33 protein-coding genes are annotated in these 25,994 nt (G+C 65.9%); 8 read left to right on the top strand and 25 right to left on the bottom strand.

What is annotated here, in order from left to right; genetic code table 11:
* Positions 1-38 precede the first annotated feature (38 nt).
* Positions 39-1,169, bottom strand: a complete 1,131-nt coding sequence (locus tag EH209_RS03290) for an RNA ligase (protein ID WP_126661530.1) — start codon at positions 1,167-1,169, stop codon at positions 39-41.
* 132 nt (positions 1,170-1,301) lie between these two features.
* Between EH209_RS03290 and EH209_RS03295 the strand changes: the two genes are divergently transcribed.
* The gene (locus EH209_RS03295) at positions 1,302-1,988 is read left to right on the top strand and encodes an RNA ligase partner protein (RefSeq protein WP_126661531.1); all 687 of its coding nucleotides are present in this window, start codon (positions 1,302-1,304) and stop codon (positions 1,986-1,988) included.
* A gap of 117 nt (positions 1,989-2,105) precedes the next feature.
* On the opposite strand, the gene sod is transcribed toward EH209_RS03295, so the two are convergent.
* The 7 genes from sod to EH209_RS03330 all read right to left on the bottom strand — a co-directional run bounded on the left by sod (position 2,106) and on the right by EH209_RS03330 (position 5,567).
* Positions 2,106-2,708, bottom strand: a complete 603-nt coding sequence (sod, locus tag EH209_RS03300) for a superoxide dismutase (RefSeq protein WP_126661532.1) — start codon at positions 2,706-2,708, stop codon at positions 2,106-2,108.
* Between the two features lie 169 nt (positions 2,709-2,877).
* Positions 2,878-3,288: a DUF7344 domain-containing protein gene (locus EH209_RS03305; RefSeq protein WP_126661533.1), complete on the bottom strand. Its 411-nt coding sequence runs from the start codon at positions 3,286-3,288 to the stop codon at positions 2,878-2,880.
* A gap of 219 nt (positions 3,289-3,507) precedes the next feature.
* Complete coding sequence (gene ndk / locus EH209_RS03310) at positions 3,508-3,972, bottom strand: nucleoside-diphosphate kinase (protein ID WP_008894575.1); 465 nt, start codon at positions 3,970-3,972, stop codon at positions 3,508-3,510.
* Complete coding sequence (locus EH209_RS03315) at positions 3,972-4,337, bottom strand: 50S ribosomal protein L24e (RefSeq protein WP_126661534.1); 366 nt, start codon at positions 4,335-4,337, stop codon at positions 3,972-3,974. Before EH209_RS03315 ends, ndk begins: the two co-directional genes overlap by 1 nt.
* A 3-nt stretch (positions 4,338-4,340) precedes the next feature.
* Entirely contained in the window at positions 4,341-4,565 is a 225-nt protein-coding gene (locus EH209_RS03320; protein WP_008894573.1) for a 30S ribosomal protein S28e, read from the bottom strand.
* A gap of 11 nt (positions 4,566-4,576) precedes the next feature.
* On the bottom strand, positions 4,577-4,939 hold the full coding sequence (gene rpl7ae / locus EH209_RS03325; protein ID WP_126661535.1) for a 50S ribosomal protein L7Ae: 363 nt from the start codon (positions 4,937-4,939) through the stop codon (positions 4,577-4,579).
* Positions 4,940-5,180: 241 nt separating this feature from the next.
* Positions 5,181-5,567 carry a putative zinc-binding protein gene (locus EH209_RS03330; RefSeq protein WP_126661536.1) on the bottom strand — a complete coding sequence of 129 codons (387 nt, stop codon included), beginning with the start codon at positions 5,565-5,567 and terminating at the stop codon, positions 5,181-5,183.
* Positions 5,568-5,613: 46 nt separating this feature from the next.
* Here EH209_RS03330 and EH209_RS03335 point away from each other — a divergent pair, with 46 nt between their 5' ends.
* Both EH209_RS03335 and EH209_RS03340 read left to right on the top strand, forming a co-directional pair.
* Entirely contained in the window at positions 5,614-6,159 is a 546-nt protein-coding gene (locus tag EH209_RS03335) for a molybdopterin-dependent oxidoreductase (RefSeq protein WP_126661537.1), read from the top strand.
* A gap of 141 nt (positions 6,160-6,300) precedes the next feature.
* Positions 6,301-6,693: a VOC family protein gene (locus EH209_RS03340; RefSeq protein WP_126661538.1), complete on the top strand. Its 393-nt coding sequence runs from the start codon at positions 6,301-6,303 to the stop codon at positions 6,691-6,693.
* A gap of 119 nt (positions 6,694-6,812) precedes the next feature.
* Here EH209_RS03340 and EH209_RS03345 read toward each other — a convergent pair whose 3' ends face one another.
* Positions 6,813-7,442 carry a hypothetical protein gene (locus EH209_RS03345; RefSeq protein ID WP_126661539.1) on the bottom strand — a complete coding sequence of 210 codons (630 nt, stop codon included), beginning with the start codon at positions 7,440-7,442 and terminating at the stop codon, positions 6,813-6,815.
* A gap of 287 nt (positions 7,443-7,729) precedes the next feature.
* Here EH209_RS03345 and tmcA point away from each other — a divergent pair, with 287 nt between their 5' ends.
* The gene (gene tmcA / locus EH209_RS03350; protein ID WP_126661540.1) at positions 7,730-10,120 is read left to right on the top strand and encodes a tRNA(Met) cytidine acetyltransferase TmcA; all 2,391 of its coding nucleotides are present in this window, start codon (positions 7,730-7,732) and stop codon (positions 10,118-10,120) included.
* Between the two features lie 109 nt (positions 10,121-10,229).
* Here tmcA and EH209_RS03355 read toward each other — a convergent pair whose 3' ends face one another.
* Positions 10,230-11,294 carry a pyridoxal-phosphate-dependent aminotransferase family protein gene (locus EH209_RS03355; RefSeq protein WP_126661541.1) on the bottom strand — a complete coding sequence of 355 codons (1,065 nt, stop codon included), beginning with the start codon at positions 11,292-11,294 and terminating at the stop codon, positions 10,230-10,232.
* Positions 11,295-11,379: 85 nt separating this feature from the next.
* Positions 11,380-12,123: an SDR family NAD(P)-dependent oxidoreductase gene (locus EH209_RS03360; RefSeq protein WP_126661542.1), complete on the bottom strand. Its 744-nt coding sequence runs from the start codon at positions 12,121-12,123 to the stop codon at positions 11,380-11,382.
* A gap of 148 nt (positions 12,124-12,271) precedes the next feature.
* Here EH209_RS03360 and EH209_RS03365 point away from each other — a divergent pair, with 148 nt between their 5' ends.
* Positions 12,272-12,757 carry a DUF456 domain-containing protein gene (locus EH209_RS03365; protein WP_126661543.1) on the top strand — a complete coding sequence of 162 codons (486 nt, stop codon included), beginning with the start codon at positions 12,272-12,274 and terminating at the stop codon, positions 12,755-12,757.
* A 114-nt stretch (positions 12,758-12,871) separates the two neighbouring features.
* Positions 12,872-13,150, top strand: coding sequence for an FmdB family zinc ribbon protein (locus EH209_RS03370; protein WP_126661544.1), 279 nt, complete (start codon positions 12,872-12,874; stop codon positions 13,148-13,150).
* Between the two features lie 54 nt (positions 13,151-13,204).
* On the opposite strand, the gene EH209_RS03375 is transcribed toward EH209_RS03370, so the two are convergent.
* The 6 genes from EH209_RS03375 to mvk form a co-directional block, all read right to left on the bottom strand.
* The gene (locus tag EH209_RS03375) at positions 13,205-14,929 is read right to left on the bottom strand and encodes a glutamate--tRNA ligase (protein ID WP_126661545.1); all 1,725 of its coding nucleotides are present in this window, start codon (positions 14,927-14,929) and stop codon (positions 13,205-13,207) included.
* 294 nt (positions 14,930-15,223) lie between these two features.
* The gene (gene idsA3, locus EH209_RS03380; RefSeq protein ID WP_126661546.1) at positions 15,224-16,273 is read right to left on the bottom strand and encodes a geranylfarnesyl diphosphate synthase; all 1,050 of its coding nucleotides are present in this window, start codon (positions 16,271-16,273) and stop codon (positions 15,224-15,226) included.
* 1 nt (position 16,274) lies between these two features.
* Positions 16,275-17,627 (bottom strand): ribonuclease J, encoded by a 1,353-nt coding sequence (locus tag EH209_RS03385; protein WP_126661547.1) that lies wholly within the window; start codon positions 17,625-17,627, stop codon positions 16,275-16,277.
* Between the two features lie 277 nt (positions 17,628-17,904).
* Positions 17,905-18,660 carry an SDR family NAD(P)-dependent oxidoreductase gene (locus EH209_RS03390; RefSeq protein ID WP_126661548.1) on the bottom strand — a complete coding sequence of 252 codons (756 nt, stop codon included), beginning with the start codon at positions 18,658-18,660 and terminating at the stop codon, positions 17,905-17,907.
* A gap of 63 nt (positions 18,661-18,723) precedes the next feature.
* Positions 18,724-19,470, bottom strand: coding sequence for an isopentenyl phosphate kinase (locus tag EH209_RS03395; RefSeq protein ID WP_126661549.1), 747 nt, complete (start codon positions 19,468-19,470; stop codon positions 18,724-18,726).
* Positions 19,467-20,453: a mevalonate kinase gene (gene mvk / locus EH209_RS03400; protein ID WP_126661550.1), complete on the bottom strand. Its 987-nt coding sequence runs from the start codon at positions 20,451-20,453 to the stop codon at positions 19,467-19,469. The genes EH209_RS03395 and mvk overlap by 4 nt, the downstream gene beginning before the upstream one ends.
* Before the next feature lie 102 nt (positions 20,454-20,555).
* Here mvk and EH209_RS03405 point away from each other — a divergent pair, with 102 nt between their 5' ends.
* The gene (locus EH209_RS03405) at positions 20,556-21,476 is read left to right on the top strand and encodes a thiamine-phosphate synthase family protein (protein ID WP_126661551.1); all 921 of its coding nucleotides are present in this window, start codon (positions 20,556-20,558) and stop codon (positions 21,474-21,476) included.
* A 214-nt stretch (positions 21,477-21,690) separates the two neighbouring features.
* Positions 21,691-22,035, top strand: coding sequence for a glycosyltransferase (locus tag EH209_RS03410; protein WP_249038742.1), 345 nt, complete (start codon positions 21,691-21,693; stop codon positions 22,033-22,035).
* Positions 22,036-22,094: 59 nt separating this feature from the next.
* Here EH209_RS03410 and EH209_RS24915 read toward each other — a convergent pair whose 3' ends face one another.
* From EH209_RS24915 to EH209_RS03445, 8 genes are all read right to left on the bottom strand, one after another.
* Positions 22,095-22,217: a hypothetical protein gene (locus tag EH209_RS24915; protein ID WP_267878301.1), complete on the bottom strand. Its 123-nt coding sequence runs from the start codon at positions 22,215-22,217 to the stop codon at positions 22,095-22,097.
* 134 nt (positions 22,218-22,351) lie between these two features.
* Positions 22,352-23,161, bottom strand: a complete 810-nt coding sequence (gene rpsB / locus EH209_RS03415; protein WP_126661552.1) for a 30S ribosomal protein S2 — start codon at positions 23,159-23,161, stop codon at positions 22,352-22,354.
* Complete coding sequence (gene eno / locus EH209_RS03420; RefSeq protein WP_126661553.1) at positions 23,158-24,363, bottom strand: phosphopyruvate hydratase; 1,206 nt, start codon at positions 24,361-24,363, stop codon at positions 23,158-23,160. The genes rpsB and eno overlap by 4 nt, the downstream gene beginning before the upstream one ends.
* Positions 24,360-24,545, bottom strand: coding sequence for a DNA-directed RNA polymerase subunit K (locus EH209_RS03425; RefSeq protein WP_126661554.1), 186 nt, complete (start codon positions 24,543-24,545; stop codon positions 24,360-24,362). Before EH209_RS03425 ends, eno begins: the two co-directional genes overlap by 4 nt.
* Positions 24,546-24,547: 2 nt before the next feature.
* Complete coding sequence (locus EH209_RS03430; protein WP_008894548.1) at positions 24,548-24,742, bottom strand: DNA-directed RNA polymerase subunit N; 195 nt, start codon at positions 24,740-24,742, stop codon at positions 24,548-24,550.
* 12 nt (positions 24,743-24,754) lie between these two features.
* Positions 24,755-25,153, bottom strand: coding sequence for a 30S ribosomal protein S9 (locus tag EH209_RS03435; RefSeq protein ID WP_126661555.1), 399 nt, complete (start codon positions 25,151-25,153; stop codon positions 24,755-24,757).
* Entirely contained in the window at positions 25,147-25,590 is a 444-nt protein-coding gene (locus tag EH209_RS03440) for a 50S ribosomal protein L13 (RefSeq protein WP_126661556.1), read from the bottom strand. The genes EH209_RS03435 and EH209_RS03440 overlap by 7 nt, the downstream gene beginning before the upstream one ends.
* The gene (locus EH209_RS03445) at positions 25,587-25,940 is read right to left on the bottom strand and encodes a 50S ribosomal protein L18e (RefSeq protein WP_126661557.1); all 354 of its coding nucleotides are present in this window, start codon (positions 25,938-25,940) and stop codon (positions 25,587-25,589) included. Before EH209_RS03445 ends, EH209_RS03440 begins: the two co-directional genes overlap by 4 nt.
* Between the last annotated feature and the right edge of the window lie 54 nt (positions 25,941-25,994).

Raw genomic sequence — 25,994 nt, forward strand, 5'->3', positions numbered from 1 at the left:
CGCCGAGTCGGCGAGCGGTCCGAACGCGAGCACTGCCCTCATTCGTCCCGCGTGCCACCGCCCAGGTAGTACCGGATCCGATCCCGGCTCGACTCGGCCACCTTCACGAACTCGACGACGCGCTCGCCGTCCGCGCGGCGGTCCGACTCGAGGTCGACCGTCAGCGACTGGTCGTGCAGGTGGTCGAGGAGCGCGCCGATCGTCTCCGGATCGCCCCTGACCGTGTGTCGCTCGCCGATCGTCTCGCCGGCTTCGACGGCCCGAATGGCTGAGACCATCGGCCGGAGGATCGACTCGCCGAGGTCGTGGGCCCGTTCCTCGAGTCGGTCGTCGTCCGCGTCGGACTCGGCCGCCTGAAACGCGTCCCGGACGATCCGCGAAAAGACGAAGTCGCGGCCGTGATCGAAGGGCAGCGAGAACGCGTAGGCGAGTTCCTCGTGGTGTTGCGTCTCCGTCGTGTACTTGACCAAGCGCTCCCCGTCCGCCGACTTCAGGACGACCCCTTCCCGGCCAGCCGCGTCGAGTTCCTCGATCGCCGCTCGAGTCGGTCCAACGGCGTCGGCGGGCGCCGCCCGTCCGAAGAGTCTCGGCTGGGTGAACCCGTACTCCTCGCAGAGCCGTCGCCGGCCGTCGACGGCGAGCGGCGTCCCGGTCTCGCGATCGCGGACGTCGAAGACCAGGAACTCGTGGGTGTCGATCCCCTCGTAGTCGTGGGTCGAGTAGGGCGTCTCTGGGCCGACAAGTTCGGCGCAGAGGGTCTTCTCTGGGTGGGTCGCGAAGAACTCCTCGAGCGGGAGGCAATCGCGGGCCCGCCCCGTCGTGTACGGACAGACGTAGCCGCTTCTGGTGAAGGCGAGGGGCTCGCCGTCGACGGCCGCGATGCGAACGTTGAAGCCGTCGAGTTTCTCCTCGATGACGACGGTCTCACCGTCTTCGAAAAACGACGGAACTCCGGGGTCGAGAACGAGAATCCGAGGGATGCTCGGATAGCCGCGAACGATGGCCTCCGTCTCCTCGACGATGACCGTCCCTCGCTCGACCCCGTGGCGAGCGGCCGTGAGGACGTGGTGGGTCCGTCCTGCCGTCGACCGTTCCTCGACGTGCTCGAAGAGGTCCTCGGGCGTCTCCGCGGTCGCCCCGAGCCGCTCGAGGTACTCGTCACGATCCATGCGTTGTTTGTCACCATACCTCGTGAAAAACACCCGGTCGGCCAGCGGACGCCGATCCGCAGGCCGTCCGACCGCGTTCGATCGATCGAACGTGGGGGGAGACCTTTGTAGCGCACCGTCGAACTGTCGACTATGTCTGGCGAACTGCCGCGCCAACGGTTCGTTCTCGACACGTCGCTGTTCATCACCGAGGAGATCCGTCGGGGCGACGAATCGCTCGAGTCGGCCGTCATCCGCCTGTTCGACCTCATCGCGACCGCGCGACTCGAGCTCAACATCTCCTGTTACGTGCCGCCGTCGATCCACGACGAACTCGCGACGATGTTACGCGAGCGCGACGTCGACGAAACAGTATTCTCGCGGCTCGACACGTGGGTCGTCCGCAAGAGCCCCGATCGGTACGGCGTGACGATTCCGGCCAACATCGTCTACAACTTCATCGACGAGATGAGCGATCGGGTCGACCGCGGCCTCCGCGTCTCCGAACAGGCGATCCGCGAGGTCGAACAGCTCGATCCCGACGCGCTCGCGAGCGATCCGACCGACGACGGGCGCGAGGAGTACATGACCGACGCCGATCGGATCCTCTCGAACATGCGCGATAAGTACCGAGGGGCGCTCCGACAGGGCGTGCTCGACTCTCGCGAGGACTTCGACCTGCTGATCCTCGCCCGCGAACTCGACGCCGGCGTGGTCACCGAGGATCGGGGCATCATCTCCTGGGCCGACGAGTTCGGTCTTCGGTACGTTCGCGGCGGGCAGTTCCCGACGCTCCTCGAGGAGTACCTTCGAGCGGCCGGCCTCGAGGACGAGTCGTAATTGCGGTCCCCGCACTATCCGCTCCTCGACTGACAGTCACAGTCGCGCCGCTATCGGTGGACCGTGCTGCGATAAAAAGTCGGGATTGACTGGCTCGTCGCTATCGCGGCCGGCGACTTACTCGAAGTGATTGAGGCAGGTCTGGTACTCTTCTTCGGCCTTCTCCCAGTTGACGACATCGAAGAAGGCGTCGATGAACTCGCCACGGTCCGGACCGTAGTCGTAGTAGTAGGAGTGTTCCCAGACGTCCAGCGCGAGCACGGGATGGGCGCCCCAGAGCGCGCCCTGGTCGTGCTTGTCGACCGCGATGTTGCGCAGCTGCTTGGCGACCGGGTCGTAGACGAGCAGCGCCCAGCCACCGGCGGCGCCGGCGGCCTTCTGGAACTCGCCCTTCCAGCCCTCGTAGGAGCCGAAGTCCTCCTCGATGCGGTCGGCGAGGTCGCCCTCGGGCTCGCCGCCGCCGTTGGGGGACATGTTCTCCCAGAACAGCGTGTGGAGATAGTGGCCACAGCCGTTGTGGGTGACGTCCTTGAGCGCCCCGGGCGTCGAACTGTAGTCGCCCGATTCGCGGTTCTCCTCGAGGGTTTCCTCGGCCGAGTTCAGGCCGTTCACGTAGCCCTGGTGGTGGGTGTCGTGGTGCCAGGTCAGGACCTGCTCGGAAAGTGCCGGTTCAAGCGCGTCGTAGTCGTACGGAAGTGGTGGAAGTTCGTGGTCAGTCATTGGCGCTCACCTACAGTTTGTATCTGCATCTCGCGTGTTAAGCTTTGAGGAAAGAAATGCTACCACGGAGCACAACCCGATGCCCGCTCGCGATTTGAACACCAAACGCCGAGCTATCGAGGCGCGCACTCCCCAGTTCGTCGCCCCTCGTCCGGCTGTCGTCAGTCCCTCAGACGAGTTCCTTGTGACGGGCGTGCTCGAGCCACTCCTCGAGGGACGGCTGGTTCCAGTAGCGGACCATCTCGCTGCGATGGTCGTGTTCGAGAACGCCCGCATCCTCGAGTTTCGGCAGGTGCGTATGCTGGAGGTCCATGCGAACCTGTTGGCGACGGCCCTCGAGAGCGCCGTCAGCGTCGGCGTCGGTCCGGTCGTCCGTCTCGCGGTCCGCGTTCGACTCGAGATACTGGTGCGTGACGACGGCATCCGTCAGTTCGTCCATCGTCGCGACGCCGTCGGGCTGGTCGTAGAGATGGTACAACGTGTATCGGCGACGACGGTTCGAAAGTAGTTCAAAGATGAGATCCAGCGACGGCGTCACCTGAGCCATGAGCTCCGTCGACTCTCCCTCTGTTTCACGCATCCACGAACCACCTACCGTGTGTTACCATTCGAAACCACCACCAGCCTCTACTGCAGCCGTCACATTAGATGTTACGTCTACCTAGAAAAATACATGTACTCGGGCCTGAGTCATATCGGCGGTAAAACGGCGATACAGGGGCGCTCGAGCGAGTTCAGCCGAAGCTCGAAATGAGAAACTCTCGATGAAAACGACGAACGGACGATCGCGGTGATCGCGTTACTCGTAGAGCCACTCGGCGTCGTGCTGATCGTAGTCGATCAGCTCGTCGTCGTCGAAGTGGATCGCGATCTCGCGTTCGTTGGCGCCCTCGTCCTCGTGGTCGGCAGCGTGGACGACGTTCCGACCGAGATCGAGCGCGTAGTCGCCCCGGATCGTTCCGGGTTCGGCCTCGAGGGGGTCGGTCTCACCGATCATCTGGCGGACCTGACGCGTCGCGTCCTGGCCCTCCCAGACCATCGGGACGACCGGTCCCGAGGTGATGAAGTCCACGAGGTCGTCGTAGAACGGTTTGTCCTCGTGTTCACCGTAGTGTTCTTCGGCCCGTTCGCGGGGCATGTTCTCGACCTTGATCCCGACGAGCTTGAGCCCGCGGTCCTCGAGTCGGGAGACGACTTCGCCCACGAGCCCACGCGCGAAGGCGTCGGGCTTGACCATCACGAAGGTTCGCTCGCGGTCACTCATTAGGCCTCACTCTCCTCGGCCTCGGCTTCCTCGGTCTCGTCGACCGCTTCGTCGCCGGCGGACACGTCGTCTTCATCTTCGTCGACGGCGTCCGCTTCGGTCTCGAGATCCTCGTCTTCGCCGGCTTCGACCTGCTCGGTCTGGTCGGCGTCCTCGTCGGCGACCGTCTCGGCCTGGGTGGGGCCCTTGCCGCGGCGGCCTTCCTCGGTCCACTCGAGATCGCGAGGTTCGCGACCGAGCTTGTAGTTCTTCTCGGCCTTCGAGTCGACGAAGTGGAGCACGCTGCCGTCGTTCTTGACGTACATGATGCCCGTGCCGGGCTCGATCTCTTCGCCCGTGTAGTCGCACGTTCGTTTCTCGACCATTGGTTATTGTCCTCCGATGGAGTCCGCCTCGCGGGCGGTCTCGCGAAGTTGGAGTACGTCCCCTTCGCGGACCGGCCCGAGGCAGTTCCGGGTGATGATACGTCCCTGGTTCTCGCCCTCCTGAATACGGCATTTGACCTGCATGGCCTCGCCGTGCATGCCGGTCTTGCCGACGATCTCGATGACCTCGGCGGGCGTGGATCCAGTTTCTTCCTCTTCAGCACTCATCTCTGATCACCTCAGTCGAGGTCCTCGACCTTGTCGGCGATATCTTCGACGTCGTCGGAGGCCTCGCCGGCGTCGACGATCGCTGCGGCGGCCGAGCCGACCTCGAGGCCGGCTGCGTGGCCGACGTCGTCCTGAGTCTCGACGAAGACGACGGGGATGCCCTTCTCCTCGGCGAGGTCGGGCAGGTGCATGACGATCTCTTCGGGGGAGACGTCCTCGGCGACGTAGACGAGCTCGGCGTTGCCGCGCTCGATCGCCTTCGTGGTTTCGTTCGTTCCTTTCTTTACGCGTCCGGTGTCTCGTGCGACCTCGAGGGCCTCGAGGGCGTCCTCTGCGAGGTCGGCTGGGATGTCGGTGTTGACGTAGACTGACATTGGTTGTTCACCTCTCCTACACGTGGGCTCGCGCTCCCCTGCCATTCGGGGCACTGGGCACCCCTGGCCGAAGTAGCTTCGGCGGAAGTCCTGTGAGGCTAGGAGCATCATCAACCCCGCGTAGGGTGTACTACGTCTGTAGCGTTGCCCCCCTTAAAAGCGTGTTCAAACGACCGGAGCCGTGCGACGCGTCCGCACAGAGTAATGATAGTGTTTTGACTAGTACGCTACGGGCGGTGTCTCAGGCCGTTCCCGCGAGGGCCTCGATCTCCGAAGCCAGCTTGCGGCGCAATCGCTCGGCCGCCTCGTCGTCGTAGTCGGTGTGGTACTCCTTCGCCACGCCGTGTTCCGCGAGCATGTAGTGGCGGTCGGGCGCGACATCGTGGCGATCGAGACACTGTTTCGTACACTCGAGCGGGCAGCCGTCGATCGCGACGATTGGCCGGCCCGAGGTCGCGGTGTCGACCAGCGGCGCCACGCCGCCGCCGACGCCGGCGATACAGGACATCTCGGCGACGCCGTCCCGGTCGAGGGAGACGGCCAGATCGTTCGCCAGTTGTGCGGCGCTCGAGCACCCCGAACAGGAGTAGACCAGCGGGAGCTCGTCGTATTCGGTCTCGTCGCTCATCTCAGCCGCTCGTTTCCGGCGAGCGCTCGAGAAGGTGGTCCCGCACATGTGCGCCCCGACAGGTTTCTCGCTCGGCGGCGTATCGACTCTCGTGACAGATCTCAGACCGCACCCGGTCCCGGACGCGGTCGACGCCGAGGCCTGGATGCTTCGCGTGACCGGCGCTGTCGACCGATCGCTTCGCCTCTCCGCGGCGGCCCTCGAGTCGTTCCCCCTCGAGACAGTGACCGACGACTTCGCCTGCGCCGAGGGGTGGGTCGCCGACGGGCTCGCGTGGCGCGGGATTCGCGTCGGGGATCTCCTCGAGCGCGCCGGGCCGTCGGCCGAGGCCGAGCACGCCCTCGTCCGCGCGATGGACGACGACTACGCCTGTTCGTTCCCGCTCGAGACCCTCTCGGACGCGCTGCTCGCGGTCGAACTCGACGGGGAGCCACTGCCGGTCGAACACGGCGGGCCGGCCCGACTCGTTCCGACCGACCCCGACCGCGATTGCTGGGAGAGCCTGAAGTGGGTCTCGGAAATTCGCGTCTGCGAAACGCCGTTTCCGGACGCCGACACCGCGAAGGAGACCGCGCTGTCCCGGCTCGAGTAGGACGGCTCGTCCTTCTCGCTCGTCCGATCGCCGGATCGAGGACAGACCGACCGTTCGGACCGCGGCCGATGGTAGCGACAAATATCCTCGACGTGACCTCCATTTACGTGATTATATGCTAACAATACATGCACTGTAGGCATGACTTCGATAGAAAAGATTACTTTCGCTTGTAATTCACCGGATCGACTCGCGACGTTCTGGGAACGGGCGCTCGAGCGCGACCGGGTCCCACTCCCCGCTGAACCACCCGACGAGACGGACGATCCGGACCACGTTCTCCTCGCGGCTCCCGACGATCGATCGCTGCCACTCCTGTTCAAGCGACTGCCGAAGGGATCCACCGAGGATATCCCCATTCACCTCGATTTGGCGACCGAAGAGAAGGCGGCTACGGTCGAACGCCTCGAGGAACTCGGCGCGAGCGCAGTCGAGACGAAACGCGAGCGATTTGCCGATCAGACCGAGGAGTGGACCGTGATGGAGGATCCGGAGGGGAACGGCTTCTGCGTCTGCGACCGAGCGCCCCGATGAGAGTCACCGGTAGGCGCGTTTGGCTCCTCGAGTCGCTGCTCAGTCGAGTGCGATAGTGGACGTACCGTTCTACCTATGGGAAAATTGACTTTCGAAACGTCAACGGTCGACGACCGACGCTATGCCCCTTTGGAAGCCGTTTCGGTGATCTGATCGAGGAGTTCTCTTTCCGAGCGCTGGTTGCGAACGAACTCAATCAGCCAGGAGACGCGAACCTTCACCGTGAGGCCCGATTTTCCTTTCTTCTTCTTTCCGTCGGTCTCGTCCAGGACGGACACGGTGATGGTCTCGATTGCGGCAATAAATGCCTGCAGATCGGTGACTGCATCGCCCGCGGCGCTAACGATGTCCGAGAGCCGCTGTCGCAGTTCGGCACTGTCAGCCGAGGCCGACAGGTCGTCCGTGTTCAGGTCCGAGGCCGACACCTTCAGGGTGAGATCCGGCCCGCTTCGGTGGAGCGTCTCGACCGTGATACCCTGCTGCTCCAGCAGGGACTCGAACGCGTCGACGTCCAGGCCGGGAACGTCTCGTTTCCCGTTCTTGTCACCGCCTTTCTCGTCGCCGTTTTTGCCGTCCTTGCCGTTTTCGCCGTCTTCGGCGTTCTCGTCGGAGCCGTTCGGCGTTTCGTTCCCGTTTCCGTTCTCGTCGGACTCGTTCTCGTCATCGCTCATGAGATCCTCGCCGCTGCAGCCCGCGAGGACGGTTGCCAGTCCGACGCCGCTACCAAGGAGGAGTTTTCTTCGCTCCATGGTCGCCTCATTGACGATACTTCTTAAAGGTAATCGGATAATATAAATTGAGACAAGATCGTACGAATTTTGGAACTGTTTTCGGACGCTCAATCGAGGCGCCATCTGCCGGTTACGGTGTCGGAACCACAGTTCGGTCGCGTCCGACCGAGTTCGGTGTCAACGATTGCACTGATTGCAACGGAACGACGACGGTTCTCGGCCACCCACCGAACCGCCGGGCGGACCGGGAATGCCGTCCTCGACGGATCCCGGATACTATTACGGGCTGCGTTCCAACGAGACCCATGATCGTCGAGACGGGCGCGACGGCCCTGTTCGAGGAGGCGACGGCGGTTGACGAGCGACGCGTCCTCGTCCTGGCCGGCGACCGCGAGCGGGGGTACGACGCCCTCGAGTCGATCCTCGACACGCTTCCCGTGCCGATCACGGAAACCACGCTCGTCGGCCCCGAAGACCGGCTTCGCTGCGAACACCTGTCCCAGGCCAACGCGAGCGAACTCCTCGGAACGACGCGGACCGCAATCGCGCTCGACGCCCACGAGGGGCTGCGGCCGAACGCGCTCGGGAAAGTCGTCGGTGCGGTCGACGGCGGCGGCCTGCTCGTCCTGTTGACGCCGCCGCTCCAGGAGTGGCCCGATCGCCGCGGCGCGTTCGACCGGTCGCTGGCCGTCCCACCGTTCTCGCTGGACGACGTTACCGGTCGATTCAGGACTCGACTCGTCGAGACGTTACGGGCCCACCGAGGGATCGGAATCGTCGACCTCGAGGCCGAACGGATCGTCGACGACGGGCTGACGGAACCGGCGCCGAAGCGAGTCGACGGCCCGGGTGAAACCTCGCTCGAGACCCCGTCGAACGCTCGGTTCCCCGCCGACGTCTACAAGGCGTGTCTTACGGGCGACCAGCGGGACGCCGTCGAGGCGTTCGAGTCGCTGCTCGGGGGCGCCGACAATCGCGAAGATGGCGCCGAGAACGTGGAGACTGCACAGCGACGCGCCGTCGTCCTCGAGGCCGACCGCGGGCGGGGCAAGTCCAGCGCCGCGGGACTGGCCGCAGGCGCGTTCGCCGCCGACGGACTGGACGTGCTCGTCACCGCACCCCGATCGCGGAACACGGCGGAACTGTTCGACCGCGCCGGCGAACTGCTGGGGACGCTCGAGGCCGACGCGACGATCGACGGTCGGACGATCGAGACGAGTTCCAGCGGTCGCGTTCGGTACCTCGAACCGGCGACGGCCGTCGAGCGAATCGAATCGGCGACCGGCGACGACCCCGGCCCCGCCGATATCGTCATCGTCGACGAGGCCGCCGCGCTCCCGGTTTCGGTCCTCGAGTCGCTGCTCGCGGCCGATCGGGTCGCATTCGCGACGACGATCCACGGCTACGAGGGCGCGGGACGGGGTTTCTCCGTTCGCTTTCGGGAGCGACTCGCCGAGAGCGATCACGAGGTGGTCGACCGCACGCTCGTCAAGCCCATCCGGTACGCCGCCGGCGACCCCGTCGAGGTCTGGGCCTTCCGCGCGCTGTTGCTCGACGCCCGGCCACCGGTCGAGCCGCTGGTCGCCGACGCGACGCCCGAGACCGTCGCGTACCGCAGCCTCGAGCCCAACGACCTCCTCGCGGACGACCGCCTCCTGCGGGAGGCGTTCGGACTGCTCGTGCTCGCACACTACCGTACCGAGCCCAACGACCTCGCGAGGCTGCTCGACGCGCCCAACCTCGAGGCCCGCGCGCTGGTCCACCGCCCGGACGGGGAGCCGGGTGACGGTCGCGGAGACGGCCACGTCGTCAGCGTCGCCCTGCTGGCCCGCGAGGGAAATCTCCCGCCCGAGACGCGCGCGATGATGTACGAGGGCGGCCGGATTCGGGGGAACATGCTCCCGGACGTCCTCACGAGCCAATTGCGCGACGAGGACGCCGGCGACCCCGCGGGCTTGCGCGTGGTCCGTATCGCGACCCACCACGCGGCCCGCTCTCGAGGGCTGGGTTCGCATCTGCTCGAGCGCGTTCGCGAGGAGTTCACCGACGGCGGCCTCGAGGCGGACGACAACGGCGACGGGATAGACTGGCTCGGTACCGGCTTCGGCGCCACGCCCGGCCTGCTCGAGTTCTGGCGCGAGAACGGTTACCGGACCGTCCACGTCTCGACGACTCGCAACGACGCCAGCGGCGAGTACTCGGCGCTCATGCTCGCCCCGACGAGCGACGCCGGTCGGGAACTGCACGACCGCCACGCTGACTGGTTCGCTCGCCGGTTCCCCGCGCTCTGTACGGACGCCCTCTCGGACCTCGAGCCGGACGTCGCCCGCGCAGTGCTTCGGTCGGTTGACGCCAACGCGGCCCCGGAGCTCGGCCTTTTGGCCCACGACTGGCGCGTCGTCGCCGGCGCGGCCTACGGTCCCGGCCTGTTCGACGCCGATCCCGGCCCGTTCCGGGACCTCGTCGTTCGGTACTTCGTCGAGAATCCCGACGACGTTGACCTCACCGCCCGCGAGGAACGCCTACTCGTCCTGCGCGCCCTGCAGGGCCGACCGTGTGAACCCGTCGCGGACCGCCTCGAGTACCACTCGTCTGGCCAGTGTATGCGCGCGCTCGGCGGGGCGTTCTGCCCGCTGGTCGATCGCTACGGGTCTGAGGCGGCGCTCGAGGTTCGGAATCGATTTCTCGATGAGTAAACCCCTGTCCGCGTTATCGGCGTCATTCGGTACACCACGAAAGCCCCTTTCGTGGTATTCTTAGGATTGCCGACGAACGAAGGTCACGTTCGGTCGACTGCTACGCGATCTACGCTAAGACACGTTCAAGTGCATCCATCGCTCGCTCGACCTTTTCGACCTCGGCGTTGTACCCCATGTGGCCGAACCGGAGGATGTCGTCCTCCAGCCCACCCAGCCCGGTCGCCAGTACGACATCCTCCTCCTCGGCGACTCGCTGCTGGATCTCTTTCGCCTTGCCCGGGAGGCGAAACGCCGTCACGGTCGGCGAACTCCGCTCGGAATCGGGATAGACCTCGAGTCCCAGTTCGGCGCCGCGCTCGCGACAGCGCTCGGCGGCTTTCTCGTGGCGCTGGTAGACGTCCTCGAGTCCCTCCTCGAGCAGGCGGTCGATTGCCTCCTCGAGGGCGGCCACGTTCGCGCTCAGGTGGGTGTAGGGGAAGTTCTTGGAGACATCTTGCCACGGAAGGAAGTTCGTGTACAGCGAGGACGGGTCGCGTTCTTCCATGCGCTCCCACGCTCGGTCGCTGATCGCGGCGGTGGTCAGTCCCGGCGGCGCGCTGAAGCACTTCTGGGACGCCCCGAGACAAACGTCGATCCGATCGGTCGGAACCGGCGTCCCGCCGAGCGACGAGACGGCGTCGACGACGCTCGGCACGTCGTACTCCTCGAGCAGGTCCAACACGGGGCCGAGATCGTTGAGCGTCCCGGTCGGCGTCTCGCAGTGGACCATCGTCGCGAGTTCGAACGGCTCGCCGTCGGTTGCGGCGTCCTCGAGCGCGGCCTCAATGGCCTCGAGGTCGAGCGGGTCGTCGTAGGGCGCCGAGACGAGTTCGGCCTCGCCGTCGTAGGATTCGACGAAGTCCGCGAAGCCGTCGCCGTAGAGCCCGTTCGAAATACAGAGCACCCGGTCGCCGGGCGCGACCAGCGAGGCGATGGCCGCCTCGAGGCCCAGAATTCCCTCACCGCCGGGGACGACGACGTCGTGGTCGGTGTCGTAGACGTCGGCGAGGTCCTCGCAGAGCGCCTGATAGCGCTCCGCGAACGCGGGATCGACGTCCGGATTCGGCTGTTCCTCGGCCATCGCCTCCCTGACCGCCGGCGGAACCGCTGTCGGTCCTGGCGTGAACTTCATAGTCGTTCTCCGCGCCGCGTCCCTTAGCCGATTACGGTGGCGGTGAACGATTCGCGCGGACGGTCGGGAGACTCCCTGCGAACGGTCAGGAGAGCAGTCGCCGCAGCACCGACTCGGGCATCGCCTTCAGGAACCACGCGACGAGTCGCCAGCGCCGTGGGACGTAGACGTGAGTTCGTTTCTTGCGGATCGCGCGAGCGATCTGTTCGGCGGCCGTCTCGGGCGAGCACTCCCAGAAGCCGCCCATCGAGAGGTCGGTGTCGACGAAGCCCGGTTCGACGGTCGTGATCGTCATGTCCGCGTCCCGATCGGCCTGTCGCGCCCGCAGCCCCTCGAGGTACGTCGAGACGTACGCCTTCGAGGCGTTGTACGCCTGTACGCCGCCGACTCCGAAGTGAGCCGCAACGGAAGAGATGCCTACGAGGTGGCCGTCTCCGGCCCTCGAGTGGTCGGGCGTCGACTCGAAGTACTCCATCGCCGCGGTCGCGATTGCCGTGAACCCGCGGACGTTGACGTCGATCGTCTTCCGTTCGGCTTCCCACTCGAGGTCCGGATTCATCGCCGCGGTCCCGGCGCTGATGACGACCACGTCGACCGACGGCATCGCCGCGGCGAGTTCGAAGAAGCCCTCGCGGGCGTCCGCGGTGTCGGTGACGTCCATCGTCGCGACGGCGGTTTTGGTCGGCAGTTCGGCGCCGATCGCCCGCATGCGTTCCGTCCGGCGGGCCGCCAGCCCGATCTCGTACCCCTCGTCGGCGAGCGCTCGAGCCAGCGCCTCGCCGATGCCCGAGGAGCCGCCGACGATGATTGCTCCGCGCGTCTCGCGCATACCGATGGATGCGACCGCCGAACCGTAACGATACTGGTGACCCACCTCCGGAGGCAAGACATCTCCGAGCGCTCGCTGTCGCGTCGGAAGCGACCGGATCACGACCGAAGGCCGTACGCCTTTGGTTCGGCCCGTCGTCGATCCTCATATGGTCGATGCAGTCACGATCCTCGCGGTCGCCTTGCTCGTCGGCGGCGTCGTCGGAACGGTCGCGCCGCTGGTCCCCGGCGGGCTGCTCTCGCTGTCCGGGCTCTCCCTCTACTGGTGGCACTCCGGCTTCAGCGAGCCCGGGACCCTCACGGTCGCCGTCCTCGCGCTCCTCGCCGTCATGACGATGGTCGCGGAGTTCTTCGGCGGCTCGATCGCCGCTCGAGCGGGCGGGGCCTCGTGGACAACCACCACGATCGCCACTGTCGTCGCAATCGTCTTGATGATCGTCACTGGCCCGTTAGGACTGCTCGCCGGGCTGTTTGGGACGGTCTTCCTCGTCGAGCTCGTTCAGGGCGGCGACGCCGGCGGCAGCGTCCGCTCGGCGGCGTACGCGACCGGTGGAATGCTCGCGTCAACGGCGATTCAGGTGCTGTTGACCGTTACGGTCCTGCTCGGATTTCTCGTCGCGATTTTCGTGTTCTGATCGCCGCGTTCGCGCGTCCGTCCCCGCGTTGTCCGGAGCGGAACCACCGGTCCGCAGGTTCGTATTCGAGTCACCGTGACAGCACCTTATCTAGCTACGGACTGTAGGTCATCTATGAGCATGTTCGAACGGCTTGGCGAGAAAGTCGAGCGCTTCAAACAGGAGGCAGTGGCCGCACGCGAGGACAGCGCCCCCTACCGCTGTCGCGACTGCGAGAACCGGTTCCACAGCGAACGGGAGACGTGTCCGGCGTGTGGAAGCAGTGAGGTTGAGCGAGTTTCCGAGGCGACCGAATCGGACGTGGAGACGAACGCGGATCCGGACACAAACGCGGAGTCAGAGACGAACACCCGAACGGAAGTAGGGTCGGAGACGGAAACGGAAACGGAGTGACGCACTGCCGTCAGTGGCCGATCGACTAGCGATTGACGATCGGTGCGATCCGAATTAGGGATGCGCGTAGTAGACGACGGTCTCCTCTTCCTCGTCGTCGTGGCGGTCGATTCTCGCGAAGCCGACGCGTTCGAACTGAACCATCTCGTCGCTCTCGAGGTCGCCGACGCCGGGTTCCGCATGGCCGCGAACGTCGCCGTCGGGCGTGCGCATCCGGACAGCGACGCTCTCGGTCGCCGGGGCCCAGTGGACGACGTCGACCTCGCCCTCGCGGACCACGTCGATATCGTCGGCCGTGTACTCGAGTGCCCCCTCGGCGTACCGGAAGCAGCCGAGTCCCTTGAGCCAGATGCGCTCGTCGGCCTCGGGCACGTCCTCGGGCTCGAGCATGACGGAGTCACTGACGGGAATCTCGCGGACGCCGCGCTCCTCGTGGTTGGGATGGAGCGGCGGGTTCGCTTCCGCGGGCGGATCGCCGGAGACCGGAAGTTGGTTGCCCTCGCGGACGAAGAAGCGGCGGTCGGTCTCCTCGTCGATCAGGTCGCGGTTGTTCGCGTAGATCGAACTCATCGCGAGGTCGACGTCGCTGGTGGAGGTGCCGAGGCCGGCCATCGCCTCGACGATGGCCTCGCCGCGGATGCCCCGTCGCCGGAGGCTCTTGAGCGTCGGCGCGCGCGGGTCGTCCCAGCCGTCGAGTTCGCCCTGCTCGATCAGTTTGGTGATAGTCGACGTGCTCATCTTCACGTCGTAGGCGTCGATCTGGACGTGGCCCCAGTGGACGACCTCGGGGTAGTCCCAGCCGAAGTAGTCGTAGACGAACTGCTGGCGCTTCGCGGAGTCCTGGAGGTCGATGCCGCGGATGATGTGGCTAATCTCGAGGAGGTGGTCGTCGACTCCCGACTGGAAGTCGAGCATCGGCCAGCAGCGGTAGTCGCTGGCCTCCTCGCGGGGATGGGGCGTGTCGATCATCCGGAACGCGACCCAGTCGCGGAGCGCGGGATTCTTGTGCTCGATGTCGGTCTTGACCCGCAGGACCATCTCGCCGCTGCTGTACTCGCCGTCGACCATGGCCTCGAACTCCTCGCGGACCGTCTCGGCGTCCTTCTGGCGGTGGGGGCAGGCCTCGCCGCTGTTCTTCAGCTCCGAGAACTCCTCGCCCGAACACGAGCAGGTGTAGGCTCCACCGAGGTCGATCAGTTCGCGGGCGTGGTCGTAGTAGGTCTCGAGGCGGTCGCTCGCCTTGTAGGTCGCGTCGGGCTCGAAGCCGAGGTAGTCGAGATCCTCGAGGATGGCGTCGTAGGCCTCCATATCTGGCCGCTTGGTCTCAGGATCGGTGTCGTCGAACCGGACGCAGAACCAACCGTCGTAGCGTTCCTTGTAGGAGCCGATGACGGCAGGCATCCGGGCGTGGCCGACGTGCCACGGCCCGTTGGGGTTGGGCGCGACGCGCATCCGAATCTCGTCGTACTCGTCCGCGTTCGGGAGGTCGGGGAGGTCGTGTTCGTCCTCCTCGTCCTCGGCCTCGATCTCGGCAAGTTCCTCGGGAGCGAGGTCCTCGAGTCGCTCGCGTTTCTCCTCGTACGAGAGGTCGTTGACTTGGCCGATGACGCCGCCGGCGATCCCCGGAATCTCGTCGCCGTGCTCGCGGAAGTCGGGATTGTCGCCCATCAACGGCCCCATGATCGCGCCGACGTCGGCGTCGCTCTCGTGTTTGACAGCGTTCAACAGCGCGTGCTTCTCGGCCTCGCGCTCGATGCGCTCGCGTAACTCGTCGTTCATTACGCTGCGATAGTCGTGCCCGGACCAAAACGTCCGCGATGTCGGGCCGTCGCTCCGAAGACGCTCCTCGTGGATTCAGCGGCGTCTTCGCCGACACCCCCAGATCATACCCTGGCGTGCGGTGGCGCACGCTGGGCCGCGGTGAGGCATGCGAGGCGCGAGGTACCTGAGCACCTCGAGAAGCGAGTGAATCGTCTTTACGTTCTCGAGATGACGTCACTACTCGAGCGACCCCACTCGCACGACCGAAAAATCTCGTCGAAAAGCGGTGATCGAGCGACGCTACCGAACGACTCAGTAGCCGCGTTCGATCAGGTAGTCTGCCAGATCCCGAAGCAACTCGCGGGCCTCGTTGTCCGGGAGGACCTCGAGTCGCTCCTTGCCCTGGGCGACGAGGTCCTGAGCCGTGGTGTTGGCGTACTCGATCGAGCCCGAGGCCTCGAGTTCGGCGACGGCGTCGTCGATCTCGGCTTCGGTGACGGCCTCGACGTCGTTCGTGTCGACGAGGTTGTCGACGTCGACGCCCTGATCGCGGGCGTGGACCGTGATCAGCGTCTGTTTGTTCTCGACGAGGTCGCTGCCCCGCTGTTTGCCGAGTTTCTCGCTCGGGACCGTCAGGTCGAGGACGTCGTCCTGAATCTGGAACGCCCGGCCGATGTCGAGCCCGTAGCCGTAGAGGGCGTCCACCGTCTCCTCGTCGGCCCCCAGCAAGATCGCGGGGAGACACGCCGAGGCGGCGTACAACACCGCGGTCTTCTGCTCGACCATCTCGAGGTACTCGTCGGGCGAAACGTCCGCGCGTTCCTCGAAGGTGACGTCCAGCGACTGGCCCTCGCAGATCTTGGTACAGGTCGTCGCGAGCACGTTGAGCGCTTCGACCGACCGGTCGGGTTTCGCGCCGGTTTCGAGCATGATCTCGAACGCCTTCGAGTAGAGCGTGTCGCCCGCCAGAATGGCGGTCTCGAGGTCGTACTCCTTGTGGACGGCGGGGACGCCGCGGCGGAGGTCGTCGTCGTCCATGATGTCGTCGTGGATGAGGGTAAACGACTGGATGACTTCGACGCTGACCGCCGCGTCCATGATGTCGATTCGGTTCCCGTTTAGCGTCGGGAACTCGCGGTAGTCGGTACTCAGGGGCTCGACGTCCAGCAGCGATTCGGCCACCGTCAGCAGGACGGTCGGCCGCAGTCGCTTGCCACCGGCGTCGAGCAGGTAGCGCGACGCCTCGTAGAGCCGTTCGGGACGCTGGATCGGTAGCTCCTCCGGGATGGCCTCGTTGACCCGCTCGCGGCGCTCGCGGACGGCCTCGAGCACCGCCTCCTCTCGTGCCTCGGGACTGGTCATATCAGTCGACGAGTTGGATGAGGTTGCCGTTGCGCGTGACGTGGAGATCACGTCCGAGCTGGTACCCCTCGCTCTCACAGAGGTTGACGTAGCTGGAGTAGCCGCTCATATCTTGGTGAGCGGGGATGATGTGCTGGGGCTGGAGCGCGTCGAGCATCTCGTAGTGTCCCTCCTGATTGAGGTGGCCCGAGACGTGAATGTCGTCGTAGACGCGGGCGCCCTGCATGCCGAGCAGCTTCTCGGCCTGGTAGCGCTGGCCCTCGTTGGTCGGCTCCGGAATAACTCGGGCCGAGAAGACGACCTTGTCGCCGTCGTCCAGTTCGTACGGCGTTTCGCCGCGAGCCATTCGCGTGAGCATCGCGCGGGGCTCGCCCTGGTGGCCAGTGACGATGGGGAGGTAGTTCTCCTTGCCTTCGTTCATGATCCGCTTGAAGGTGCGGTCGACGGACTTGCGGTGGCCGAACATCCCGAGGTCGTCGGGGAAGTCGACGAAGTCCAGTCGTTCCGCCGTTCCGGAGTACTTCTCCATCGAGCGGCCCAGTAGGACGGGCTGGCGGCCGATGTCCTTCGCGAACTCGACCAGCGACGTCACCCGCGAGATGTGACTCGAGAATGTCGTCGCGACGATGCCACCGTCGTAGTCCTCGATACTGTAGAGGACGTCCCGGAGGTGCTCCCGGGCGACGTTTTCCGAGGGCGTGCGGCCCTTCTTGTTGGCGTTGGTACAGTCCTCGATGTAACACAGCACGCCGTTGCCTTCGCGGCCGATCTCGCGGAACCGCTCCATGTCGATCGGGTCGCCGATGACCGGCGTGTGGTCCATGCGCTTGTCCAGCCCGTAGACGACCGCGCCTTCGGGCGTGTGGAGGACGGGGTTGATCGCGTCGATGATCGAGTGGGTGACGTTGACGAACTCGAGTTCGACCTTACCGGAGTCGCCGATCGACATCGTCTCGCCGGCGTCCATCTTCACGAGGTCGTTCTCGACGCCGAACTTCTGCTCGCCCTCGATCTGCTGTTTGACCAGTTCGATCGTAAAGGGCGTGGCGACGACCGGCGCGTTGTATCGGTGGGCCAGCTTCGAGATGGCGCCGATGTGGTCCAAGTGGCCGTGGGTCGGGACGATCGCTTTCACGTCGCCCTCGAGATCCGACATCACTCGGTCGTCGGGGATCGCTCCCATGTCGATCAGGTCCAGACTGTGCATCCGCTCGGTTTCGACGTTGTCGTGGATCAGTACCTGCGAGAGGTTCAGACCCATGTCGAAGATGACGACGTCGTCTCCGGCGCGAACGGCAGTCATCTGCCGTCCGACTTCCTCGTAGCCGCCGATTGTTGCAATTTCGATTTCCATAGTTCGTTGTACTGAAAGCCGCGATCGACTCTCATCGAAACGGTCCGCGGACTCCCGGTTGTGCGGCCCCGGCGTCTTACAGCGCGTCGGCCATCCCGCTATGCGCACGGGGAGGCAATCGCCTCCGATCGGCCCACGGTGTCACACCGTCGACCCCGAGCGCACTTGCCCGCGGGTTTCGCTAGTGGCCACTACACGCCGGGGTGTTAAAAACGCAGTGGGTTGGGTATCCCGCTCGAGCGCTCCCACAAAAATGCCGAACGCGGCGATCTCGGCCCTACTGGCTGAGATAGCCGCCGTCGACGCCGAACGCCGCTCCGGTGACGAACGACGCCTCGTCGCTACACAGCCACGCCACGGCGTTCGCGACTTCTTCGGGCGTCCCGAGCCGATTCATCGCGTGCATCCCCGCGATCTGGTCACGCTCTTCCTCGGTCATGTTCTCCTCGAGAAGCGGCGTCTCGATGAAGCCGGGGCAGACGCTGTTGATCCGAACACCGGTTTCGCCGTTCTCGAGGGCGGCGCTTTTCGTGAGTCCGAGAACGCCGTGTTTGGCAGCAGCGTACGCCGAGGAGGTTTCGAACCCGACCTTCCCGAGAACCGAGGCGTTGTTCACGATCGCGCCGCCCGCGTCCTGTGACTGCATCTGGGCGATCTCGGCAGTCAGACAGTTGAACACGCCGTTCAGGTTGACGTCGATGACGCCGTGCCAGCTCTCGGCGGGGTACTCGTCGACGGTGGCCCGCTCGCCGCCAATTCCAGCGTTGTTGAACGCGCAGTCGAGTCGTCCGTACTCCTCAACGGTGGTATCGACCATCGCCCGGGCCGATTCCGGATCGGTCACGTCCGCCTCGACGAAGATCGCGTCGCCGCCGTCGTCCTCGATCGTCGCGACCGTCTCCTCGCCGCCGTCGACGTCCAGATCGGCAACGACGACGCGCGTTCCGCGCCGCGCGAACTCGAGGGCCGTCTCCCGTCCGATTCCCGATCCGCCGCCGGTGATCAGTGCGGTCGCCTGGTCGATCGAAACCATATCGGGAGACGACACGAAGAGGGAGAAAAAACGGACCCAGTCGTGTGCGCCGTCGGTCGCCGACTACGACGAGTCGATCGTCGTCCCCGGCTCGTCGCCGGCGAGGAACACCTCGAGGTCCTCGAGGCCGAAGATCGAGGCCTCGGCCTCGAGGACCAGCAACGCTCGTACCTTCGCGGCCATGCCGCCGGTGACGTCGGTCGCCGCGCTCTCGCCCAGCACGCCGGCGACGTCCTCGTAGGCCGCGATGCGGTCGATCACCGCATCGTCGTCGTCCAGCACGCCCGGCACCGTCGAGCAGAGGCCGATCCGGTCGGCCTCGAGGTCGCGGGCTAGCTCCGCCACGAGTTCGTCGCCGCTGACGACGGTCGCTCCCGCACCAGCGTGGGCGATCAGATCGCCGTGGAGCACGGGGACGAACCCCTCTGCGAGCAGCGTAGCAACCTGCCCGGTCGGCAACTCGAGGTTGCCCTCGATATCTCGGTGGCCCGCCGAGAACGGGTGGACCGGAACCGCCTCGACGCCGCGCTCGAGCAGTCGGCTCAGGACGAACCGGTTCAGGGTCGTCATCGCCCCGTGGATGTCGAGCGCGGCGCCGGCGTCGCGGGTCCCTTCGGCGGTCGTGACCCCGTGCTCGCTGGCGTTATGGTGGCCGAAGCTGCCGCCGCCGTGGACGATCACGAGGTCCTCGACACCGCCGTCGAGGGCCGCAGCGACCGCGTCGGCGGCCCGCTCGAGGGCCTCGCCATCGAGCGTCTCGGGTCGGTCCTTGTCGGTGATGACGCTGCCGCCGAGTTTCAGGACGATCATTCGAGTCGGGCCACCCCCGTCTCGGCGAGTTCGGCGCGGAAGGCGTCCTCGCAACCGGGCGTGTACGACAGCGCCGTCTCGGTCTCGTTGGTGTTGTCCAGCGAGACGATGCAGCCGCCGCCGCCGGCACCCGTCAGCTTCGCGCCCATGGCGCCGGCGTCGCGGGCCGCCCAGACCATCGAGTCGAGCGTCCGCGAGGAAACGCCGAGCGCCGAGAGGAGTCCGTGATTGAAGTCCATCAGCCGACCGAGTTCCTCGATATCGCCCGCGGCGAGAGCGTCCTCGCCGCGCCGGACGATGTCGCCGATGGCTTCGACCGTGTCGGCCGCAAAGTCGTACTCCTCGCGGAGGCCGCGAACGCCCGCGACGAGTTCGCCCGTATCGCCCGCGCCGCCGTCGAAGCCGATCACGATCGGGAGTTCCGGCGCCTCGAGCGAGCGGCAGTCGTCGCCCTCGACGCGGACGGCGCCGCCCGTAGCTGAGCAGAACGTGTCGGCACGGGAGGCCTGTCCCCCCTGGACCTCGTGTTCCGTTCGGTAGGCGCGTTCGGCCAAGTCGTCGATCTCGAGGGTCGTGCCGAGTTCGCGGGTGCCGGCGTCGATGGCGGCGACGGCGACCGCCGCTGAGGAGCCCAGCCCCGCACCGAGCGGGATGTCGCTCTCGATGGTGACGTCGAATCCGACGTCGTCCTCGCCGGTAACCGACCGGACCTGCTCGATCGCGCTGTCGACGTAGCCCATCGCGGCGTTGAGCAGCGACTCCGAGACGTCGACGTCGGGTCGCCCCTCGGGCTCGCCGGCGTACTCGACCGTGAAGCCGTCCAGGCTCAGGTCCTCGGCGTGGACTCGGAGTTTGCTGTCCGCCCGTTGCTCGACGTCGACCCGCGCCCGTAACTCGATCGCACACGGAACCGCGGGCTCGCCGTAAACCACCGCGTGCTCCCCGAACAAGTACACCTTCCCGGGAGCGCTCGAGACTGCCATATCCCGCCGTTCGTCCGACGACGGTTAATAGCTACTCTTCTCGCGGTCCCGGGATCCCGGAGGAGTCGGATTTAAGCGGGTGTCGCCGCAACGCGGTCGTATATGTCTCTCGTCCTGCCGAGCGAACTCGTCGTCGACCGCTTTCTCCCCACCGTGCGGGCGATGCTGGCGACTCGCCTCGCCGACCGCGGCATGACCCAACAGGAGATCGCAACGAAGCTCGGCGTCACACAGGCCGCCGTCAGCAAGTACGTCAGCGGCGAGAGCGGCGGCGACGACCGCTTTCGTGACCACCCCGAGACCGTCGCCACCGTCGACCGCATCGCCGACGGCCTCGCCGGCGGCGAGATGGACGGCTACGACGCGCTATCGGAGCTTCTGGCGCTGATCCGCGACTTAGAGGATCGCGGCCCGATCTGCGAGCTCCACGAAGAGGAGATGCCCGCGCTGCGCGGGCTGGGCTGTGATCTCTGCGTCCGCGGCCTCGACCCCGACGTCCGCGCCGAACGCGACGTCCTCGCGAACGTCAGGACGGCCGCCCGGACCCTCGCCTCGATCCCGGAGATGGCCGCGGCCGTCCCGAACGTGGGGACCAACGTCGGGATGGCTCTCCCCGACGCGCACGACGAGACCGACGTGGCCGCCGTTCCCGGCCGGATCTACGAGATCGGTCGCCGGATCGAAATCCCCGCCAACCCGGAGTTCGGCGCCTCGAAACACGTCGCGACGGCGATCCTCGCCGCCCGCTCAATCGATCCCGAGGTCCGCGGCGCGGTCAACGTCGCGACCGACGACGCGCTCCTCGAGGCCGCGCGCGAGCTCGGGTACGACCCCCTCGAGTTCGACGCCGACTACGAGGACCGGGGCGAACACCTCCGGGACCGGTTCGCCGAGCGCGGGAGCGTTCCGCGGGTGGCTTACCACCGCGGGGCGTTCGGCATCGAGCCGATCACCTACGTCTTCGGCCCGACGGCAACCGACGCGGCCGAACTGGTCAGCGACCTACTTGCGGAGGCGGCCTGACGTCACAGTAATCGACGCCGCGGGCGGGCCAGGGGTCGACCGCGAGACTCCGATCGAATTCCGGCCGATACCCCGTCTCGACGGCGTCTCGGGAAAGTTGTTATTCCTGCAACTGTTTCGACGCCGTCGTTTCGCTCGCGAGCGACCGTTTCGTCGGTGAAATCCGGGAGGAATAATATCACCTGGCTATGAGTATTACAATAATACGACCGACATGATTCCCCTCGATCACGAACTGCTCTGTGGGGAGCCCGACGGCTGGCTTGGACTGGGGCTGACGCAGTTGCGCTACGAGAGCGGACCGATGACGATCAAGGAGGCTGCGGCCTGTAACGTTCCAGTCGTCTCGCGCGATGTCGGCTTCGCCCGCGAGGTGCTCGAGCCCGTCTCCGACTCTCACGTCGTCGCTGACGACGACGCACTCCAGCCGCGACTGGCCGACGTGCTCGCGGGCAATCGCCGATCGGATGGGCGAGCGCACGTCTCCGGGTACACCGTTGACGAGATGGGAGCCCGACTGCGCGCCGTTTACCAGCGCTGTCTCGAAAACGAAGCGTAACGAACGGTCGGCGACGACTCACGCCCGCGGCTCGTACTGGTCGAACCGTCTTCACCGATTCAGAAGCCGACGAGGGCGCGGTACGGAATGCCGACGGCGAAAATCACGATCAGTGCCGCCGCGGCCAGCACGACCGGCAGCGGGATGACGTCCTCCTCGAAGTGAAACAGCGAATCGATCATAGTCGCCCGTTGTGCGGGTGCTCATGTAATTCCTTTGTTCAGCAGGTGTGACTCGAGCCCGCGACGCGGACGGTGCGGCCGCTCGTCGAGACGGTATAGCGAGAGCGAAAACGATCAGTATCGGCTCGAACGGATTAGACGCCGCTTTCGAAGTCGTCGAGCGAGTAGGACGGCTCGGCGCCGCGTCGATCGAGGACTTCGTTGGCGAGCAGCCAGTAGACGACCGAGAGGGCCTTGCGACCCTTGTTGTTCGTCGGGACGACCAGGTCGACGTTGCTGACCTGATTGTTCGAGTCACACATCGCGATGACCGGGATGCCGACCGTGATGGCCTCCTTGACGGCCTGGGCGTCACCGATCGGGTCGGTGACGACCAGCACGTCCGGCTCGATGTAGCCGTCGTACTTGGGGTTGGTCAGCGTGCCCGGGATGAAGCGGCCGGTGCGGGCGCGGGCGCCCACGGCCTCGGCGAACTTCTCCGCCGGGAACCGACCGTACTGGCGACTCGAGGTAACCAGGATCTGCTCGGGGTCGTAGTTGGCGAGGAAGTCCGCGGCCGTACGGATGCGGCCGTCGGTCTTCGAGACGTCGAGCACGTAGAGACCGTCGGTCCGGACGCGGTGGATGAACCGCTCCATGTCCGAGGTCTTCTGCTGGGTCCCGATGTGGACACCGGCGCCCAGGTAGTCCTCGACGGGGATGAGGAGGTCGGCCTCCTCGTCGCTCATAACGTCGTCGTCGAGGGAGGGTCCGGCGTCTTCTTCCTCCTCGTCGGCGGCTGGTTCGGCGTCGGCGTCGGCCTCCGCGGCCTCGGCGTCGGCGGATTGTTCGTCTACAGGCTCGACGTCCTCCTCGGCGGCGGGACCCGGCCCCTCGGCCGGCTCCTCGTCGATTTCCTCCTCGGCGGCGTCGAGCCCTTCTTGGGTTGCGTCGTTATCTGTCATGTCGCGTCGTCTGCGATTCTGATGAGCTCGTTGAGTTTGGCGGTTCGCTCGCCGCCGACGGCGCCCGTCTTGATGAAGGGCGCGTCGGTCGCGACGGCGAGGTGTGCGATCGTCGTGTCCTCGGTCTCGCCCGAGCGGTGGGAGATAACCGGATCGTAGCCGTTCTGGGCTGCGAGTTCGATCGCGTCGAAGGCGTCGGTCAGCGTCCCGATCTGGTTTGGCTTGATCAGGATGCTGTTGGCCGCACCGCGGTCGATACCCTCGACGAGTCGATCCGTGTTCGTGACGAACAGGTCGTCGCCGCAGATCAGCGTCTGGTCGCCGACTTCGTCGGTGAGGTCGGCGAAGGCGTCGTAGTCGTCCTCGTCGAGGGGGTCCTCGACGTAGACCAGATCGTACTCGCGGACGAGCTCCGCGATGTACTCGATCTGCTCGTCGGTGTCGCGGCTCCGGTCGCTGTACTCGTAGGTACCGGCGTCGCTGTCGTACAGCTCCGCGCCGGCGACGTCCAGTCCGAAGCCGATATTGAAGCCGACCTCGTCCTGAACGATCGAGACCGCTTCGTCGACGATCTCGAAGGCCTCGCTGTCGTCGATCGACGGCGCCCACGCCCCCTCGTCGCCCTTGCCGCAGGGAACGTCGCGTTCCTCGAGCAGGTCGGCGACGGTGCTGTGGACAGTGGCGTTGGCGAAGACGGCGTCCTCGACGCTGGGTGCGCCGACGGGCGCGACGAGGAACTCCTGAATGTCGGTCGCGTCGGCGGCGTGTTCGCCGCCGCCGACGACGTTCCCGAGCGGGATCGGGAAGTTCTGGCCGCGGAACGCGCCGCCTAAGTGCTGGAACAGCGGCGCGCCGAGCACGTCGGCACCGGCCTTCGCGGCGGCCATCGAGATGGCGACCGCGCTGTTGGCGCCGATCTCCGAGAAGTCGTCGGTTCCGTCGGCGGCGTGCAGTGCGGCGTCGACCTCGCGCTGGTTGCCGGCGTAGGCCTCGCCGACGAGCCGTGGGACGGCATCCTCGCGGGCCGCGGCGATCGCCTCACTGGGCGGTCGCTCGACGGCCTCGTACTCGCCGGTGCTGGCGCCGCTCGGCGCCGCGGCGCGGCCGAAACCGCCACTTTCTGTCACCACGTCGGCCTCGACGGTCGGATTGCCCCGCGAGTCGAGGATCCGACGCAGGCGAACGTCAGTGATGAGCGTCATTTTCGGTCGTACCCCCGTTTAACGGTGAACGGAAGCGCATCGGCGTCGTACTCCTCGGCGGCGATGAGGATCGGCTCCGACTGGTCGGTTTCGACCAGCACCGGCGCGCCGTAGGAGATCTGCAGCGCTCGAGCGCCGAGGATGCGTGCTTTCTCGTAGCGGTTGTGCTGTTGTTGTTGCATTGTTACTGGTACGGGGAGACGACGTCGACGAGGTCGCGGTGACTGACGAGCATGCGTCGACAGCAGTAGCGCTCGACGCCGAGTTCGTCGAGGACCTTCTCGGGATCCTCGTCGCCCTCGTTCGCTCGTTCGTCGAACTCCTCCCAGTGTTCGGCGACGACGTTGCCACAGGTGAAACACCGGACCGGTACCATCATGCTTGAATCACCTTAGCGGTAGGACTTCTGGTAGCGCGCCCGAGCGCCCGGGCCGCCCCATTTCTTCGGTTCGGACTGGCGAACGTCGTTGACCAGCAGCGACCGGTCGAACTCCATGTAGGCGTCGCGGAGTTCGGCATCGTTGGTGTGCTGGACGATGCCGCGTGCGATGGCGGTGCGGACGGCGTCAGCCTGTCCGCTAATGCCGCCGCCTTCGACGCGAATGTCGATGTCCATCTCGCTGCGCAGGTCCTCGCCGGCGATGCGGAACGGCTCGAGCATCTTGAGCCGGGACATCTCCGGTTCGACCAGTTCGACTGGCTTGGAGTTGATTCGGACGCGACCCTCGCCCTCGCGAACGGTCGCGCGGGCGACGGCGGTCTTTTTCTTTCCACTCGTGTTCGTTACCATGTGACGTTAGCACCTAACTGTTCGGAGACTTCGCCCAGCTGGACGAAGCGGATGTTCGAAAGCCGGTCCAGCGACGTCCCCTCGAGCACTTCCGCTTCCTGGTCGCCCTCGTAGGGGTTGCCGACGTAGACGCGGATGCTATCGAGCGCCTCTCGGCCGCGGGGCTTCTTGTACGGCAGCATGCCGCGAACGGAGCGCTTGAAGATCGTGTCCGGCCGCTTCGGGTAGTAGGGACCGCTGTCGGACTGCAGCTGCAGTCGCTTGCGGTAGGTACCGAAGACGTCCTCCTTGTCGCCGGTGATGATCGCGTCCTCGGCGTTGACGATGGCGATGCTCTCGCCGTCGAGTGCGCGCTGTGCGACTTCGCTGGCGACGCGACCGAGGATGCAGTCTCGGGCGTCGACGACGACGTCTGCGTCGAATTCCGCGATACTCATCGAATCACCCGGACGTTAGATCCATCGGGGTTTGCTTCGAGCGCCTGCTCGAGCGGTACTGATTCGCCAACCTGTTCGATCTTCGTCTCGGCCGAGGAACTGAAGTTGACGGCCGCGACGGTAACCGATTTCTGTAGTGCGCCGGAGCCCAGCACTTTGCCGGGAACGACGACGGTCTCTTCTTCGCGTGCGTATCGCTCGATACGGCCCAGGTTCACCTCTGCGTGGGTGCGCCGGGGCTTCTCGAGTCGATCCGCGACATCTCGCCAGACGTCGGCGTCCGTCTCGCGGGACGTCGACTTCAGCTCGGCGATGAGATCGTTGAGCCTCGGATTAGTTTTGCTACTCATTGGTTTCCTCCAAAGATACGGAACCGACGGGACGAGGAACCGTCTCGTCGGTCG

Source organism: Haloterrigena salifodinae (assembly GCF_003977755.1).
In the GTDB taxonomy this organism is placed as follows: Archaea; Halobacteriota; Halobacteria; order Halobacteriales; family Natrialbaceae; genus Haloterrigena; species Haloterrigena salifodinae.